The following is a 14,261-nucleotide window of genomic DNA, read 5'->3' as shown; positions in this document are numbered from 1 at the left end:
CTGTTTGGCCTACCTTTCTTCTCCTCCCTCTCCCTGTGGGAGAGGGCTGGGGTGAGGGAAATAAGCGAGAAACTCATTATGTTCGACACCCTTTCAAAAGCAGGAAAATATTTAGGCCAGGCGGCGAAGATGATGATCGGCGTGCCGGATTACGATAACTACGTCGAGCATATGCGAATAACCCACCCGGATCAGACGCCGATGACCTATGAAGAGTTCTTTCGCGAACGCCAGGACGCGCGCTATGGCGGTAAGGGCGGGGCGAAGTGCTGCTAGCCTTCTTTCGGTAAGTAGAGGCTGATTTGCTCCTGGGTACAGCCGTAAATCGCCGCCAGTTTTTCGCGGGTCCGCTTCTGCGGACGGGAGTCCAGCGCTTCCAGTTGTGACACCGCGGACTGGCTGATGCCGAGTTTAGCCGCGACCTCCCGCTGTGAGAGTCCGCGCAGGATACGCCACGCGGCCTGCAGGCTGACGTTTTCTTTATGCATCACGTCGCAGACATCCCCTGGCAGCATTACGTTATCATAGATATCTGATTCATAAGAAATATCTTCCCAATTGTTTTCATCCTCGTCGTCGTACTCCAGCAGAGCCAGGCGCATACGAAAGTAATCGCTGTAAGGAATGACGACATACTGGTCTTTTCCTTCTTCATCCTTGATGTACTGAATAGTCATATTCGGTATGTTCCTCATGAATGTAGGTGGTGGTGGTTCGGCGTTTAACCGCCACTACGTAGCAGGTATCGTCCGGCGGATCCCCAAAGGTGTAGATGACTCTGTAATCACCTAATCGCAGCCTGTAGTGGTTTTCGGGAAAGGACAATTTTTTGATATCCGAGATAGGTGAAGCTTTATCATTCATCTTCTCCAGCCTGGATTTAATGCGGTTCTTATACCGATTATCGATTTTAGAAAATTGCTTATTTGCCGTTTTTGACCAGACAATCTTCATCCGTACCTCCACTGTACGCCCACACAAAAGATAAGGAAATAATAAGACTATTAGATAATTCCGAATTTCTTATGGAGTACAGTAGAGCGGAGAAAAAACGCAGGTAAGAGGCAAAGCGTAACCCGTCGAGGCGGCGCGGGAAGGCCTCTGCCGGGCGACAGAGGCTTGCAGAAAATATGCGATCAGGCGTTCAGGCCGCCATCCACGTCGAGCCCCGTACCGGAGATCTGCCCGGCGGCCGGGCTGGCCAGGAAGGTGACCGCCGCGGCGATGTCTTGCGGCTGGCCGTAGTGACCGACCGCAATCATCTGGCGCTGGGCTTCCGCCTGTTCCCCATCCTCCGGGTTCATATCGCTGTTGGTCGGCCCTGGATGGACAAGGTTAACGGTGATCCCGCGAGGGCCTAAATCACGCGCCAGGCCACGGGTCAGGGAGTTGAGGGCGGACTTGGTCATGGCGTAAACCGCGATGCCCGGCATGGCTACGCGGTTGGCCAGACAGCTGCCGATGTTGATGATCCGTCCGCCATCGGACATATGCACCAGCGCTTCCTGGATAGCGATGACCACCCCACGAATATTGACGTTGATAAGGTCGTCAATATCCGCCAGCGTCATGGATTCCAGTGGACCGCCGCGGGCGATGCCAGCGTTGTTGACCAGAATGTCCAGCCCGCCGAGGGCCCGGGCAGCATGGGTGACGGCATCCTGAATGGCCTGCGCGCTGGCGCTGTCGGCCTGCACCGCTTCGCTGTACCGACCCAGCGCCTTAATTTCATCAGCGACTGCCTGGGCTTTATCGGCCGATTTTTCATACGTAATAACCACATCGGCGCCGGCGCGCGCCAGCGACAGCGCAATAGCGCGACCCAACCCACGGCTGGCGCCGGTAACCAGCGCCTTCTTACCTGTTAAATCGATCTGCATGATGACCTCGTTACGAGAGTGGTGAGAATCATCATTAGGTATAGATGGTCTGGGTGATTAACGGCTGACGTATTCCACCTTCTCAAACGTCGCGCGCAAAGCGTCAGGGGTTAACGTCGCCGGCAGGCTAAAGCGCTGCCAGGGCGGGAAGCGGTCCTTATGAGTGTTGGGCTAACCTGATGTTATGTCTGGACATCCAGATGGCTAATATTATTTGGTTTTATCTTATGCTTTTTACGCAGTTGTCAGGCATCGGCGGCTGTGAAAAATTCGTTAAATCAGAATATTAATTGCCTGGGGAGGGTGATGAGCGTGAATCGCCTTGAGATGCATAACATTAGCCTGGCCTTTTCCGGCTTTCAGGCGCTGAGCAAGGTGAATTTTACCCTTAAGGGCGGAACGGTGCATGCGTTGACCGGCGCCAACGGCGCAGGCAAATCGACGCTGATGGCGGTGTTATGCGGGACGCATGCCGATTACGAAGGTGAAGTCGCGATCAATAACCAGCCGGTTAGCATTCGTTCGCCGCGCGATGCAAAGCAACTGGGGATCCATCTGGTACAGCAGGAGGTGGATGTTGCGCTGGTTCCGGGGCTGAGCATTGCGGAAAACATCATGCTGGACAGGCTGGCTGAACCGGGTGCGGTTTTTCGCTGGTCGCGGGTGCGTCAGCAGGCGCGCGAAGCGCTGGCGCAGCTTGATATTGCTCTGGACGTTCGACGTTCAATCGATAGCTGTACCCTTGCCGAAAAGCAGCAAATTCTGCTGGCTCGCGCACTGTCGCACCACTGCCGTTTTTTGATTCTTGATGAACCCACCGCGCCGTTGGATCAGCACGAAAGCGAACGCTTATTTGCGGTGGTTCGTCGTCTGCAGCAGCAGGGGATCGGCGTGGTCTTTATTTCGCATCGTATTCATGAACTGAAAGCGATTTGCGACACCCTGACGGTGCTGCGCGATGGCCGTTTAATCGAAAGCGGGCCGATGGCCGAGCTCAGCGGTGAGCAGATCGTCGAAAAAATGCTCGGTCACGAGCTGAGCGATATTTTCCCGCCTGCGCGTCCGCCGCATGGCGAAGAGGTGCTGTTGCAGGTTGACGGTTTGCATGACGAGGCGCTGTTGCAGGATATCTCGCTACGCCTGCATAAGGGGGAAATTCTCGGCATCGCCGGCTTGGCGGGCGCGGGGAAAACTGAACTCTGCAAAGCCTTATTCGGCGCCAGCAAAAGCCGACTGCGCTACGGCGAACTTAACGGCCAGCCGTGGCGGCCGCGCGATCCGGCCGATTCCGTCCTCCAGGGGCTGGCGCTGGTGCCGGAAGAGCGGCGCAAAGAGGGGATATTCATTGATGAGGCGATCGCCATGAATCTGGCGGTCAGCGCCGATAACAGCTTTTCGCGCTGGAGCCTGTTCGGCCATCGGCAGGCGTGGCGGTGGGCGCAGGAGGTTATTGCCCGTATCGGCGTGCGCGCCACCGGGCCGGGGCAGACGCTACGTCGGCTTTCCGGCGGTAATCAGCAAAAAGTGGCCATCGGCAAATGGCTGCGCGGCAGCGCAAACGTGCTGATTTTCGACGAGCCGACGAAAGGGGTGGACGTGAAAGCGAAAACCGATCTGTTTCAGTTGATTGATGGCCTGGCGCGGGAGGGCCGGGGCGTGATTTACGCCTCCGGCGAATTTTCCGAGCTGGTGGGCCTGTGCGATCGCATCTGCGTGTTGTGGGATGGGCGCATTGTGGCGGAAATTCCCGGCGCCGAGGCGGGGGAAGAGACGATTCTTTATTACTCCACCGGAGGAGCGGCAGCGTGAGTAAGGCCCTGGCAGTCAACGCGACGGTATCGGGCCGTCAGCGGTTTTTCGATTTTCTCTATAAATGGGGCATGTTGCTGACCGTGGTGCTGCTGGTTGGCGTCTTTGGTTTAGCCTCAGATAACTTTCTTGATCCCTTTAACATCATCAACATTCTGCGCTCCATCGCTATCGTGACGGTGATTGCCATTGGGGTGTCGATTTCGCTCACTATTGGCGGTTTCGATCTGTCGGTGGGGTCGACGGCGTCGCTGGCGAATGCGTTAGTGATTTCGTTGTTTGTCTGGCACGGCCTGAACACCACTGAAGCCATTCTGATTACCCTCGCGCTCTGTACGCTAGTGGGGTTATTCAACGCGTTTCTGATCGTGGTGCTACGCATTCCTGACATGCTCGCCACGCTTGCCAGCCTGTTTGTGATTCAGGGGGTGGCGATGACCTACAGCTACGGCGGCTCGATCACCGAAAATATGGTGTTGCCGAGCGGCGATATGGCTGAAGGCACGATTCCGGCGGCGTTTGGCGCGCTGGGGCAGGTACCGACCATCGTCATTATCATGCTGGTGGTAACGCTGATCGCACAGCTGGCGCTGTCGTTCACCACCCACGGGCGGCGGATGTACGCCATCGGCGGTAATCCGGAGGCGGCGAGGCTCTCCGGCCTGCGGATCACGCGCTATAAAGTAGCGGCCTACGTGATTGCCTCGCTGCTGGCCGGGCTGGGCGGCATTCTGCTGGCATCAAGGATTGGTTCTTCCCAGGTGAACGCCGGGGGCGGTTACCTGATGGATGCGGTCGCGGCGGCGTGGATCGGCTTTTCGCTGGCGGGCTCCGGCAAGCCGAATGCGCTGGGGACGCTGGTGGGAGCGGTTATCCTTGGCGTGCTTTCCAATGGCCTGGTGATGCTGTCGGTGCCCTATTACGCGATGGACATTATTAAAGGGCTGGTGCTGGCTGGCGCGCTGGCACTGACCTATTTTCAGCGCCGGACCTAACACTTTACAGGGTAAACAAAATGAAAAAGATAGCACTTTCTCTTATGGCGCTGGGCCTGCTGCAGTCGATGGCAGCACTGGCGCAGACCCCGACGCCGGTTCCGGCGGCGATTGCTGAGCATAACGGCCCGATCCGCATCGCGGTGATTCGCAATCTCGGTTCTGACGATAACACTACCCAGTTTGTCGCCGGGGCGATTCAGGAAGGTAAAAAGCTCGGTTTTAAAGTCAGCGCCTTCCTGAGCAACGGTGATGACGCCAAATTCCAGGACTTCGTCAATCAGGCCATTAGCCAAAAATATGACGGTATTATTCTTTCCCAGGGGCGCGATCCCTACTCGACCGCGCTGGTGAAAAAAGCGGTCGATGCCGGGATCAAAGTGGCGGTGTTCGATACCGCGGTGCAGGGATCCGTCCCCGGCGTGACGGTTAGCCAGCAGGATGACGCCTCGTTGACCGAGCTCTCTTTTGGCCAACTGGTAAAAGACTTCAACGGCAAGGCCAACATTATCAAGCTATGGGTGGCAGGCTTCCCGCCAATGGAGCGCCGCCAGGCAGCCTACCAGACGCTGCTTAAACAAAATCCGGGGATTAAAGAGCTGGAGTCTATCGGCGCCGTATCATCCGACGTGCAGGGCGACACGGCCAACAAAGTTGGCGCGATTCTGGCTAAGTATCCTAAAGGTAAAATTGACGCCATCTGGGGGACATGGGATGCCTTTAGCCAGGGAGCCTATAAGGCGCTGAAAGAAAATGGGCGCAGCGAAATCAAACTCTACAGCATCGATATTTCCAATCAGGATTTACAGCTGATGCGGGAGGCCGATAGTCCGTGGAAGGTTAGCGTGGCGGTCGACCCGAAACTCATTGGTGCCACCAACGTACGCTTGATTGCCAATAAGATTGCCGGGGAAAGCACCCCGGCTACCTACGATTTCAAAGCGGCGGCCATTCCGCAGGCGCTGCTGGCGGCACAGCCGGGGGCGGTCAACGTGGCGTCGCTGGGGAAAATCATCCCAGGCTGGGGGCAGACCGAAGATTTTATTGCCCCGTGGTTTGCCACGCTGGAAGCCCAACATAAATAATCACGCGGTTAGCTGTACTGACGTACGCGGGCGATAAGTTCGTCCACGCTATCGATACGCTCGGCGATGACGATCAGCGCTTTGCCGAGCGTAATTGCATGGCGCAGGCATTCGTGGCGCATGGCCGTGTCCGGAATCGAATCGATATCGGCGACGTGTGAAAGCCCGACGCTGCGGCGTATCAGTTCAGTTCCGCAGAATCCAATGGCATCGCACCATACTTTTTTGAGGAATACTGAGGCGTAACCGGGGCAGGCCAGCGCCGCATCGCGTGTTTTCTCCGTTGCTAACGCCTGGAAACGCTCGCTGAAAGTGTGCCACAAGGTCTGTATATCGTTGAGCCGCTGTTCGCGCGCGGCGGCGGCATCGCGAATGCCGAGATGGCCAGGTAGACCGCAATAGTTAAGCAACAAATTGCCAATGGCGGTGCCGACGTCAAAACCGATAGGGCCGAAATAGCCAAATTCGGCATCGATGGCTTTAAGGCTATTTTCAGCGACGAAGATGGAGCCGCTATGAATATCGCCGTGCAGCAGGGCTTCGGCCTGTGAGAAAAAGCGGTGCTTCAGCGCCGCGACCGCCAGTTTAAGCTGAGCGTCCTCACGCAGGGCGGCAACCTCTTCTTCCAGCTCCGCCGGGTAGTTATTGCGCTCGTGGATCTGATACGGATCGTTAAAAAACAGATCCTCGGTGATCTCGCACATTTCCGGATTGATAAATTGCGCCACCTGCGCTTTTTTCTCATGCGGATGGAGATAGAAATCGCTGGTGTGGAACAGCGTCTGCGCCAGATATTCGCCCAACTGGCCTGCCGCCTGCGGATAGTAGACGTTGCCGATAAGCTCGCCGCGCCAGATACGGTGATCGGAAAGGTCCTCCATTACCATCACTGCCAGAGCGGGATCGAAATGAAGAATGTGTACCGTATGCTGCGGGCTGTGCTGATAGTGGGCGACCAGGGTCTGTGCTTCGAGGCGCGCGCGGTCGAGGGTCAGCGGCCAGGATTCGCCGACGCAGCGCACGTAGGGCAGCGCCTGCTTAACAATAATCCGGCTCACGCCCTGAGCATCGAAAATTTTGAACACCAGATTGAGATTGCCGTCGCCTACCTCCTGCGCCGACACCAGCTCTGACGGATCGTCGAGCCCGCCAAATTGTTGTGCGTAAGCCACCGCATCGCTGGCCGTGAAGGTATGGTATTGCGACATTGCCTCGATCCTCATAAGTGCTGAATTAAGCCGTTCAGACGTCTATACATCTGGATTTCATCCTGACACAATGTGATACAACAACGCAACAGGGATTTAACGATATGCAGACACTACAGACCACCAGCCTGCGGGTAAGCGAAAATCAGCTTTTTATTCTCGATCAACAGGCATTGCCGCAGGAAAAACGCTGGCTGGCGGCGGATAACGTTGCGCTGCTGGTGGACCATATTCATGCCCTGCGGGTGCGCGGCGCGCCGTTGATTGGTCTCTCCGCCAGCTTGTTGCTGGCGCTGTTGGCGCAGCGCGGCTTATCCCGCGACGAGCTTGCTCAGGCGCTGGAAACCCTGCGCGCGGCGCGGCCGACGGCGGTCAATTTAATGAATAATCTCGATCGTATGAAGCAGGCGCTGGCGCAGGAAGACTATCCGCAGGCGCTGGAGAGCGAAGCGCTGCGCCTGATTGCGGAAGATAAACAGCTGTGCGCCAGCATTGCCGAAGCTGGCAATGCGCTGGTAACGCCGGGTAGCCGTTTGTTGACCCACTGTAATACCGGTGGCCTGGCGACGGCGGGGGTTGGCACCGCGCTGGGGGTTATCGCTTTGGCCCATGAACAGGGCAAGGTGGCTAACGTCTGGGTCGATGAGACACGGCCGCTGCTGCAGGGCGGGCGCCTGACCGCCTGGGAATTGGGGGAGCTGGGCGTGCCGTATCAGCTTATTACCGACTCAATGGCCGCCAGCCTGATGGCGCAGGGGCAGGTTGATGCGGTATGGGTCGGCGCGGATCGTATCGCCGCCAACGGCGACGTGGCGAATAAAATTGGGACCTATTCGCTGGCGGTGCTGGCTCACTATCATCGTATTCCTTTCTACGTGGCGGCGCCGCAAACCACTCTCGATCGCTACTGCCCGAACGGCGCGGCGATCCCGATTGAACAGCGTGCGGCGCAAGAGGTGACCGGCGTAAAAGGCAGCTTTGGTGCCGTGCAGTGGGCGCCAGAAAACGCGCCGGTTTATAACCCGGCCTTTGACGTGACGCCAGCCGCGTTAATCAGCGGTTGGGTGCTGGATAGCGGCGTGGTCACGCCACAGCAGGTGGCGGACGGTATTTTTGCGCCGCTGGCGTAACGGTTAACAGTGATAAGGAACGATTATGTGGCAAGAGCGACTCGCACAACTGGTGACCACCTGTCACTGGATTGGCGCAAAAGGGTGGGCGCCGGCAACCGGCGGCAATATGTCAGTACGCGAGGATGCGCGCTGGTGTTGGTTGAGCGAATCGGGGCGCGATAAGGGCAGCCTGACCAGCGACGATTTTTTACAGGTAGACATCGCCAGCAATCGCGCGCCGTCGGGCCGGAAACCGTCGGCGGAGACCGGCTTGCATACGCTGGTTTATCGTCTGTTTCCTGAAGCGAACGTCGTGCTGCACGTGCATACCGTGCACGCTACGGTGCTCTCACGTCTTGAAACCAGCGATACCCTGCAGCTGCAGGGCTATGAAATGCAAAAAACGCTGAGCGGGCAACATAGCCATCTCGATAGCGTACCGGTGGCGATTTTCGATAACGATCAGGATATCGAGGCGCTGGCGGAGCGGGTTGAAGCGTATGCCCGTAGCCATCCTTTGCGTTATGGATTTTTGATCCGCGGCCACGGTTTAACCTGTTGGGGCAGGGATGTTAGCGAGGCGCGGCGTCAGCTGGAAGGGCTCGAATTTCTCTTCGAATGCGAGCTGCTGCGCCGCCGCTATGCATAAAGGTTAGGGTAAGCGCGGATAGGCATCGGCGATAGCATCGCCGGTGAACTGCGCTATCCAGCCTTCCGGATTGTCAAAAATACGAATGGCGGTGAAATTCGGCTCCGAACCCATATCGAACCAGTGCGGCGTATGCGCCGGGACGGAGATCAGATCGTTCTTTTCGCACAGCACCTGAAAGACTTCATCGCCGATATGCAGGCAAAACAGCCCGGCGCCTTCGACAAAGAAGCGCACTTCATCTTCGCCATGGGTATGCTCATTGAGGAATTTAGCCCGCAGCGCCTCTTTCTGCGGATTATCCGACCGTAGGCTAATGACATCCCAGCTCTGGTAGCCCTTTTCAGCCACCAGTTTATCAATCGCGTGCTGATAGGCCGCAATAACGGTTTCAGCGGTTGGCGCCGGGCCCAGGTAGCGGTCGGCCTGCCAGCGCTCGAAACGCACCCCTTTTGCGCGCAATTGCTGCTGGATCTCATCGGCGTTGCTGCTGTGCCAGCGTGGATGGCTGGCGTCGTTAACGGAAAAAATAGTTAATTCGCTCATGCGGGAAGTTGCTCCGGGTCGATGTCGTCAAAACGCTGAACCTGTGGATGATGGCTGGCCGGGTCGCGATCGCCGCGTACCAGCTGCAGGGTGCGTAAACCTGCCGCTTCGGCGGCGTCCAGTTCCTGATGGATATCAGAGAGGAACAGAATGCTCGCCGGGCTATGCCCCAGTTGTTCGGCGATAGTGCGATAGGATTGAACTTCGCGTTTGGCGCCGACCAGGGTATCGAAATAGCCGCTGAAGAGATGAGTAATATCACCTTCGTCGCTGTAGCCAAATAACAATTTCTGCGCGGCGACCGAGCCTGAGGAATATACATATAAATCAATGCCCATCGCCTTCCACTTCTCCAGCGCCGGGAGTACATCGGGATAAAGATGGCCGGTAAAGTCGCCGTTCAGATAGCCCTCGCGCCAGATAATGCCCTGCAGCGCTTTCAGCGCCGTGGATTTACGATCTTCGTCCATGAAGCGGAATAGCGTCTCGATAAGCGCTGCGGTACTGGCTTCGGGAGCGGCGATTTCTGTACGCAGATTGTCGAGAATGGTACTGACCGGCTCGACATACTGCTGCGCGCTGACAAAAGCGGCCAGCCGCTCGCGGGCGTAGGGGAATAAGACGTTATGGACGAAGCGAATGTCGCTGGTGGTGCCTTCAATATCGGTCACGATAGCGCGGATCATGGTATCTCCAGAGTGGATAGTGCGCCGTGCTGCCGGTGGCGTCGGTTTGCCGCCTGCCTGCGGCAAGCGAAATAACTTTAGCATTTAGACGTCTAAGCGTCTTGATTGCCAAATATTAACATCGTGTTATAGTGGCTTCAACAACAGCATTACAATCGGAACAAAGAGAATGAGCAATAAGCCACTGATTCCTGAGAGTAAACTCCCTGCATTAGGCACCACCATTTTTACCCAGATGAGCGCGCTGGCGCAGCAGCATCAGGCCATCAATCTATCACAAGGTTTCCCGGATTTTGACGGCCCGCGTTACCTACAGGAACGGTTGGCCTGGCACGTCGCCCAGGGGGCTAACCAGTACGCTCCGATGACCGGCGTACCGGCGCTGCGCGAAGCCATTGCCGATAAAACCGCTGAGCTGTATGGCTATCGCCCGGATGCGAATAGCGATGTCACCGTCACCGCGGGGGCGACCGAAGCGCTGTATGCGGCGATCACCGCGCTGGTCAGAGCCGGCGATGAGGTGATCTGCTTTGACCCGAGCTATGACAGCTACGCGCCGGCGGTAGAACTTTCCGGCGGGGTGCTGAAACGTATTGCTCTGCAGCCGCCGCATTTCCGCGTTGACTGGCAGCAGTTTGCCGCCACGTTAAGCGATCGCACCCGTTTGGTCATTCTTAATACGCCGCATAATCCATCAGCCACGGTCTGGCAGCGGGAAGATTTTGCCGCGCTGTGGCAGGCGATCGCTGAACGGGAAATCTACGTTATCAGCGACGAAGTGTATGAACATATCTGTTTTGCAGAGCAGGGCCATACCAGCGTGCTGGCCCATCCGCAGCTGCGTGAGCGGGCGGTAGCGGTCTCTTCTTTCGGTAAAACCTTTCACATGACCGGCTGGAAAGTGGGTTATTGCGTGGCGCCTGCCGCCATCAGCGCCGAGCTGCGTAAGGTGCACCAGTATTTGACGTTTGCCGTCAATACGCCCGCTCAATTGGCGCTGGCGGATATGCTGCGCGCGCAGCCGGAGCACTACCGCGAGCTGCCTGCGTTTTATCGGCAGCGTCGGGATCTGTTTATCGATGCGCTGCGTGATAGCCGGCTGGAGATTTTGCCTTGTGAAGGGACCTACTTCTTGCTGGCCGACTATAGCGCGATCTCTGACCTTGATGACGTCAGCTTCTGTCGTTGGCTGACCACTGAAGTCGGCGTGGCGGCGATCCCGCTGTCGGTATTCTGTGCCGACCCGTTCCCGCATAAGCTGATTCGCCTGTGCTTCGCCAAGCAGCCGGAGACCCTGCAGGCGGCAGCAGAGCGGCTGCGTCGGCTGTAGCTATTTCACCGTCCAGGCCTGGGAAAATTGACGGTCGCCGAACATCTCGGCCAGGCCGTTAATTTGCTTAAGGCGCAGCACTTCATCGGCATCCATCCCCAGCTCTTTGCTGATTTTGCTATTGCTCCAGCCGAGATTGGCCAGCTCGCGGACAATTTCCGACATCGCGTGGATCTGATGGCGCCCGCGTGCCCGGTTGTGGCGGATAGTCGCGGCCATCAGGGCATCGCGCGGGGGGCTGTTCGCCGACAGACAGGTTACCGGCAAATATCCCTTGAGCTGTTTTTTCAGCGACAGCTTGCTGCCCGCCAGTTCGTGGCGGTGAAAACCGTCAACGATGGTATAGCGTTTTGACTGTTGATTCTGCACCACGATCGGTTGCGTGAAACCATTGGCCTCCAGCGAAGTTAATAACAGCCGCTTTTCCGGCGGCGCAAGGTTATTAGGGTTGTAATCGTTGGGAACCACGTCTTCCTCTTTAACCCATAGCACGCAGTCAACCGGCTGGTTGTGAAAGGGGCTATGGCGGTGCAGAACCTGGCGAAAGTGATTCAGCGCGTCGATTTTTTCCTCTTCCGGCAGCGCTGCCAGATACTCTTCTATTTGGGTAATTAGTCGTTGTTGCATAGCAGTCCCCATTGTTGGCGTTTTTTACTTATGCGCTCGCAGTAGCTTTTATAGCGGGTGGCTTTAGTTGGGCTAAATGAGAGCTGGCGACACCAGTAATCATTGTTTAATAACACTTTGCAGACGCGCCGCCATGAAGGGATATCCCGGGTGCCGATGTCGCTGTCCTGGCTATCGGGGATATCCTCCATTCCCTGTTTTTGATACCAATGCAGATAGACCGCGATTTTATTACGATAATGCTCGGCGGTTGGCCGCGGCATGCTATCCAGCAGGAACAGGGCGTAACTCTTCCAGCTGTGGTGCCCGGGTTTATCGAGTTTGCGGTGGCCATAAAATTTGTTGTCGTATCCTGCGTAAATACCACCGCTGTGCACGCCGTTTACGCGCTGGCAAATGGCTGCCCAACGTTCTGGCTCCAGCACGTGATACAGCCAGAGACCCTGGCGCTGCTCCGGGCCAAAGGGTTCGCAGATGCGCATATAGCGCAGCGGCACCCCGGCCTGATACATCAGATCGTAAAGGGGGTTATAGGTATGGCCGCTTTTGCTAAACCACGTCCAGATATCGGCGGTTTTCCAGTCATAAATCGGGTAGATGTACCAGGTATGGCCGCCCGGCGCCGATGTCGTCCATGGCTTATCATCGGCAAAGCGCAGTTTGCGCTGAGATGAGATGGTCATAAACCGATTAAGCGATTCATCTGCCCGGATACCCACCATCATCGCCGCCGGACGGTTTTGTGAAAACCAGTCGGCGAAATCACGGACGAACTCTTCGAAGCTCATTCCGCTGCTATAAAACGGGAAATAGCCGGGATCGGTAATGGCGTCAGCGGGCGGCTGGCGTACCCAGTTGACACCCGGCTCCCAGCATTGCCACTCCGGCGAAAACTGAGTCAGTGAATTTTGCGTGGTGAGCGGTAGGGCGACCCAATAAAATTTCTCAATAACATCCTGGTATTCCGTACGGATATTTTCGCAATGCTGAATGGTGCAGGAAAATTGCGCCTCCCAATCAATAAACAACACGCTGAATTTTTTTCCCATTTGCCGGGCGCAAAGCGCCGCCAGGTGCAGCATGGTGGTGGAGTCTTTTCCGCCGGAGAAAGAGATGCAGATGCGTGAAAAATTTTCTAATACCCATTGTATCCGCTGCTGGCTAGCCTGAAGAACGGACTCGGGTAATGGAATTTTTACCAAAGACATTACCATTAATCCTTTAATGTGATGGATGCGCTTTCACGGTAGTGTAGAACACATTAATGGTAAGGTTAATATGAAATGGTAATGTTTTAAGTGGGTTCAATGTAATTCACACAAACATATTCACCATGTGAATATGTTTGTAATGGCAAATTAGTTGACTGTGGTATTTTGCGTAATAAATTCGGCAAATTTGGGGTTGTTTAATGATGAACGATTATAAATCATATAGGCCGTTACCGGAGGGATAGGGACAGGCAAAATGATTTCGCGGAATTTAAATGACGCGCTAAAATAACTTAATGCGTGCTTCGGGACAAAACCAATAAGATCGCTTTGATTGATTGTCGTGAGAATAGCGATCAGCGAATTACTGCGAAACGCAATTCTTCTTTCAGGCATGAGATCGCGCCCGTGCTGTTGAAAGGCCTTTACATTCGGGTCAGATGAGGTGTAAAGCGTAAATCCTTCCCGAGACACCTCTTCAAATGAATTAAGATGATCTGCACGAGGGTGGCCTTCGCGACAAACCAGCGCAATTTCTAATTCCTGAAAAGGCTGGCAAATAGTACTGTGATTAGAAAGAGGCGTAATACTATAAATCAGGTCGGCTTTACGGTAAGCCATCAGGTCTTCAACGCTTTCTGGGGATAGCAGCAGATCGCGATGATCGATTTGTAGATTCGGGTCCATGTGCAATTTATTAATTAAATCCATGGTTGCTGGTGATATAAGAAGTTGCGGGCTGTAAATTACAAATCGTTTACTTAATTCAGAATGATTGGCGATATTAATTGTTTTTTCTAATTGGTTGAGGTTTTTTTCCAGGTGATGATGTAAGTTCATGCCCACGGTCGTCGGGGTAATTCCTTTACCGGAACGCACAAATAGCGGATCGTTTAATTGAGTACGTAACCGCTGCAGCGATTGGCTTACCGCGGAAGGGGTAATAAACAGCGTTTCCGCCGCTTTACTGATACTAAGATGTTGATAAATGCACTCGAAGATAACCAACAGGTTTAGATCGAATTTTTTTAAGTCATAAAGGTTGGCCATGCTTAACGTCCTGTTTATTTTGCATCGAGGCGAACGGATTATTATTTCTTACCGTTATACATTTGTGGCGATG

Annotated in this window: 16 protein-coding genes; 7 read left to right on the top strand and 9 right to left on the bottom strand. The window is 55.4% G+C overall.

Annotated features, from left to right (window positions below; genetic code table 11):
- Positions 1-78 precede the first annotated feature (78 nt).
- Positions 79-276, top strand: a complete 198-nt coding sequence (locus tag ABLU80_RS21010; RefSeq protein WP_002893903.1) for a YbdD/YjiX family protein — start codon at positions 79-81, stop codon at positions 274-276.
- Here the strand turns inward: ABLU80_RS21010 and ABLU80_RS21005 are convergent.
- From ABLU80_RS21005 to ABLU80_RS20995, 3 genes are all read right to left on the bottom strand, one after another.
- The gene (locus tag ABLU80_RS21005) at positions 273-677 is read right to left on the bottom strand and encodes a helix-turn-helix domain-containing protein (RefSeq protein WP_015704715.1); all 405 of its coding nucleotides are present in this window, start codon (positions 675-677) and stop codon (positions 273-275) included. The genes ABLU80_RS21010 and ABLU80_RS21005 overlap by 4 nt on opposite strands.
- Positions 652-954 carry a type II toxin-antitoxin system RelE/ParE family toxin gene (locus tag ABLU80_RS21000; RefSeq protein WP_102001746.1) on the bottom strand — a complete coding sequence of 101 codons (303 nt, stop codon included), beginning with the start codon at positions 952-954 and terminating at the stop codon, positions 652-654. The genes ABLU80_RS21005 and ABLU80_RS21000 overlap by 26 nt, the downstream gene beginning before the upstream one ends.
- Before the next feature lie 182 nt (positions 955-1,136).
- Positions 1,137-1,880: a 3-oxoacyl-ACP reductase family protein gene (locus ABLU80_RS20995; protein WP_015367762.1), complete on the bottom strand. Its 744-nt coding sequence runs from the start codon at positions 1,878-1,880 to the stop codon at positions 1,137-1,139.
- 306 nt (positions 1,881-2,186) lie between these two features.
- Between ABLU80_RS20995 and ABLU80_RS20990 the strand changes: the two genes are divergently transcribed.
- Genes ABLU80_RS20990 through ABLU80_RS20980 form a run of 3 tightly spaced genes read left to right on the top strand, consistent with a single transcriptional unit; the run spans position 2,187 to position 5,769 of the window.
- Positions 2,187-3,689, top strand: coding sequence for a sugar ABC transporter ATP-binding protein (locus tag ABLU80_RS20990; RefSeq protein WP_348850437.1), 1,503 nt, complete (start codon positions 2,187-2,189; stop codon positions 3,687-3,689).
- Positions 3,686-4,684, top strand: coding sequence for an ABC transporter permease (locus ABLU80_RS20985; RefSeq protein WP_015367760.1), 999 nt, complete (start codon positions 3,686-3,688; stop codon positions 4,682-4,684). The genes ABLU80_RS20990 and ABLU80_RS20985 overlap by 4 nt, the downstream gene beginning before the upstream one ends.
- 20 nt (positions 4,685-4,704) lie before the next feature.
- A complete protein-coding gene (locus ABLU80_RS20980) occupies positions 4,705-5,769 on the top strand; it encodes a sugar ABC transporter substrate-binding protein (protein WP_015704718.1) in 1,065 nt (354 codons plus the stop codon).
- Positions 5,770-5,777: 8 nt separating this feature from the next.
- On the opposite strand, the gene mtnK is transcribed toward ABLU80_RS20980, so the two are convergent.
- Positions 5,778-6,977: an S-methyl-5-thioribose kinase gene (gene mtnK, locus ABLU80_RS20975; protein ID WP_063446979.1), complete on the bottom strand. Its 1,200-nt coding sequence runs from the start codon at positions 6,975-6,977 to the stop codon at positions 5,778-5,780.
- Between the two features lie 104 nt (positions 6,978-7,081).
- On the opposite strand from mtnK, the gene mtnA reads away from it, so the two are divergent.
- Both mtnA and ABLU80_RS20965 read left to right on the top strand, forming a co-directional pair.
- The gene (gene mtnA / locus ABLU80_RS20970; RefSeq protein ID WP_032712847.1) at positions 7,082-8,107 is read left to right on the top strand and encodes an S-methyl-5-thioribose-1-phosphate isomerase; all 1,026 of its coding nucleotides are present in this window, start codon (positions 7,082-7,084) and stop codon (positions 8,105-8,107) included.
- A 25-nt stretch (positions 8,108-8,132) separates the two neighbouring features.
- Entirely contained in the window at positions 8,133-8,738 is a 606-nt protein-coding gene (locus ABLU80_RS20965) for a methylthioribulose 1-phosphate dehydratase (protein ID WP_015704721.1), read from the top strand.
- Positions 8,739-8,741: 3 nt separating this feature from the next.
- Here the strand turns inward: ABLU80_RS20965 and ABLU80_RS20960 are convergent, their stop codons facing one another.
- Complete coding sequence (locus ABLU80_RS20960; RefSeq protein WP_047080578.1) at positions 8,742-9,284, bottom strand: acireductone dioxygenase; 543 nt, start codon at positions 9,282-9,284, stop codon at positions 8,742-8,744.
- Positions 9,281-9,970 (bottom strand): acireductone synthase, encoded by a 690-nt coding sequence (gene mtnC, locus ABLU80_RS20955; protein ID WP_015704722.1) that lies wholly within the window; start codon positions 9,968-9,970, stop codon positions 9,281-9,283. The genes ABLU80_RS20960 and mtnC overlap by 4 nt, the downstream gene beginning before the upstream one ends.
- Positions 9,971-10,154: 184 nt before the next feature.
- On the opposite strand from mtnC, the gene ABLU80_RS20950 reads away from it, so the two are divergent.
- Positions 10,155-11,300, top strand: a complete 1,146-nt coding sequence (locus tag ABLU80_RS20950) for a pyridoxal phosphate-dependent aminotransferase (RefSeq protein WP_164518318.1) — start codon at positions 10,155-10,157, stop codon at positions 11,298-11,300.
- Here the strand turns inward: ABLU80_RS20950 and ABLU80_RS20945 are convergent, their stop codons facing one another.
- The 3 genes from ABLU80_RS20945 to ABLU80_RS20935 form a co-directional block, all read right to left on the bottom strand.
- Positions 11,301-11,927 (bottom strand): ParB/RepB/Spo0J family partition protein, encoded by a 627-nt coding sequence (locus tag ABLU80_RS20945; protein ID WP_047080580.1) that lies wholly within the window; start codon positions 11,925-11,927, stop codon positions 11,301-11,303. It abuts the gene before it with no gap.
- Positions 11,912-13,135: a DUF3440 domain-containing protein gene (locus ABLU80_RS20940; RefSeq protein ID WP_047080581.1), complete on the bottom strand. Its 1,224-nt coding sequence runs from the start codon at positions 13,133-13,135 to the stop codon at positions 11,912-11,914. The genes ABLU80_RS20945 and ABLU80_RS20940 overlap by 16 nt, the downstream gene beginning before the upstream one ends.
- A gap of 150 nt (positions 13,136-13,285) precedes the next feature.
- Positions 13,286-14,188, bottom strand: a complete 903-nt coding sequence (locus ABLU80_RS20935) for a LysR family transcriptional regulator (protein WP_320944403.1) — start codon at positions 14,186-14,188, stop codon at positions 13,286-13,288.
- Positions 14,189-14,261 lie beyond the last annotated feature (73 nt).

It is taken from the genome of Klebsiella sp. CN_Kp104 (assembly GCF_040064515.1).
Taxonomy (GTDB): Bacteria; Pseudomonadota; Gammaproteobacteria; order Enterobacterales; family Enterobacteriaceae; genus Klebsiella; species Klebsiella aerogenes.
The sequence above is the reverse complement of the archived record's forward strand: the minus strand, read 5'-3'. Positions and strand labels throughout refer to the sequence as shown.

Bases quoted from the DNA above. Each gene is read 5' to 3' on its own strand.
- mtnA (WP_032712847.1), top strand. From the start codon at position 7,082: ATGCAGACACTACAGACCACCAGCCTGCGGGTAAGCGAAAATCAGCTT.
- mtnK (WP_063446979.1), bottom strand. From the start codon at position 6,977: ATGTCGCAATACCATACCTTCACGGCCAGCGATGCGGTGGCTTACGCA.
- ABLU80_RS21010 (WP_002893903.1), top strand. From the start codon at position 79: ATGTTCGACACCCTTTCAAAAGCAGGAAAATATTTAGGCCAGGCGGCG.
- ABLU80_RS20935 (WP_320944403.1), bottom strand. From the start codon at position 14,188: ATGGCCAACCTTTATGACTTAAAAAAATTCGATCTAAACCTGTTGGTT.
- ABLU80_RS20980 (WP_015704718.1), top strand. From the start codon at position 4,705: ATGAAAAAGATAGCACTTTCTCTTATGGCGCTGGGCCTGCTGCAGTCG.
- ABLU80_RS21000 (WP_102001746.1), bottom strand. From the start codon at position 954: ATGAAGATTGTCTGGTCAAAAACGGCAAATAAGCAATTTTCTAAAATC.
- ABLU80_RS20945 (WP_047080580.1), bottom strand. From the start codon at position 11,927: ATGCAACAACGACTAATTACCCAAATAGAAGAGTATCTGGCAGCGCTG.
- ABLU80_RS20990 (WP_348850437.1), top strand. From the start codon at position 2,187: ATGAGCGTGAATCGCCTTGAGATGCATAACATTAGCCTGGCCTTTTCC.
- ABLU80_RS20995 (WP_015367762.1), bottom strand. From the start codon at position 1,880: ATGCAGATCGATTTAACAGGTAAGAAGGCGCTGGTTACCGGCGCCAGC.
- mtnC (WP_015704722.1), bottom strand. From the start codon at position 9,970: ATGATCCGCGCTATCGTGACCGATATTGAAGGCACCACCAGCGACATT.
- ABLU80_RS21005 (WP_015704715.1), bottom strand. From the start codon at position 677: ATGACTATTCAGTACATCAAGGATGAAGAAGGAAAAGACCAGTATGTC.
- ABLU80_RS20960 (WP_047080578.1), bottom strand. From the start codon at position 9,284: ATGAGCGAATTAACTATTTTTTCCGTTAACGACGCCAGCCATCCACGC.
- ABLU80_RS20940 (WP_047080581.1), bottom strand. From the start codon at position 13,135: ATGTCTTTGGTAAAAATTCCATTACCCGAGTCCGTTCTTCAGGCTAGC.
- ABLU80_RS20965 (WP_015704721.1), top strand. From the start codon at position 8,133: ATGTGGCAAGAGCGACTCGCACAACTGGTGACCACCTGTCACTGGATT.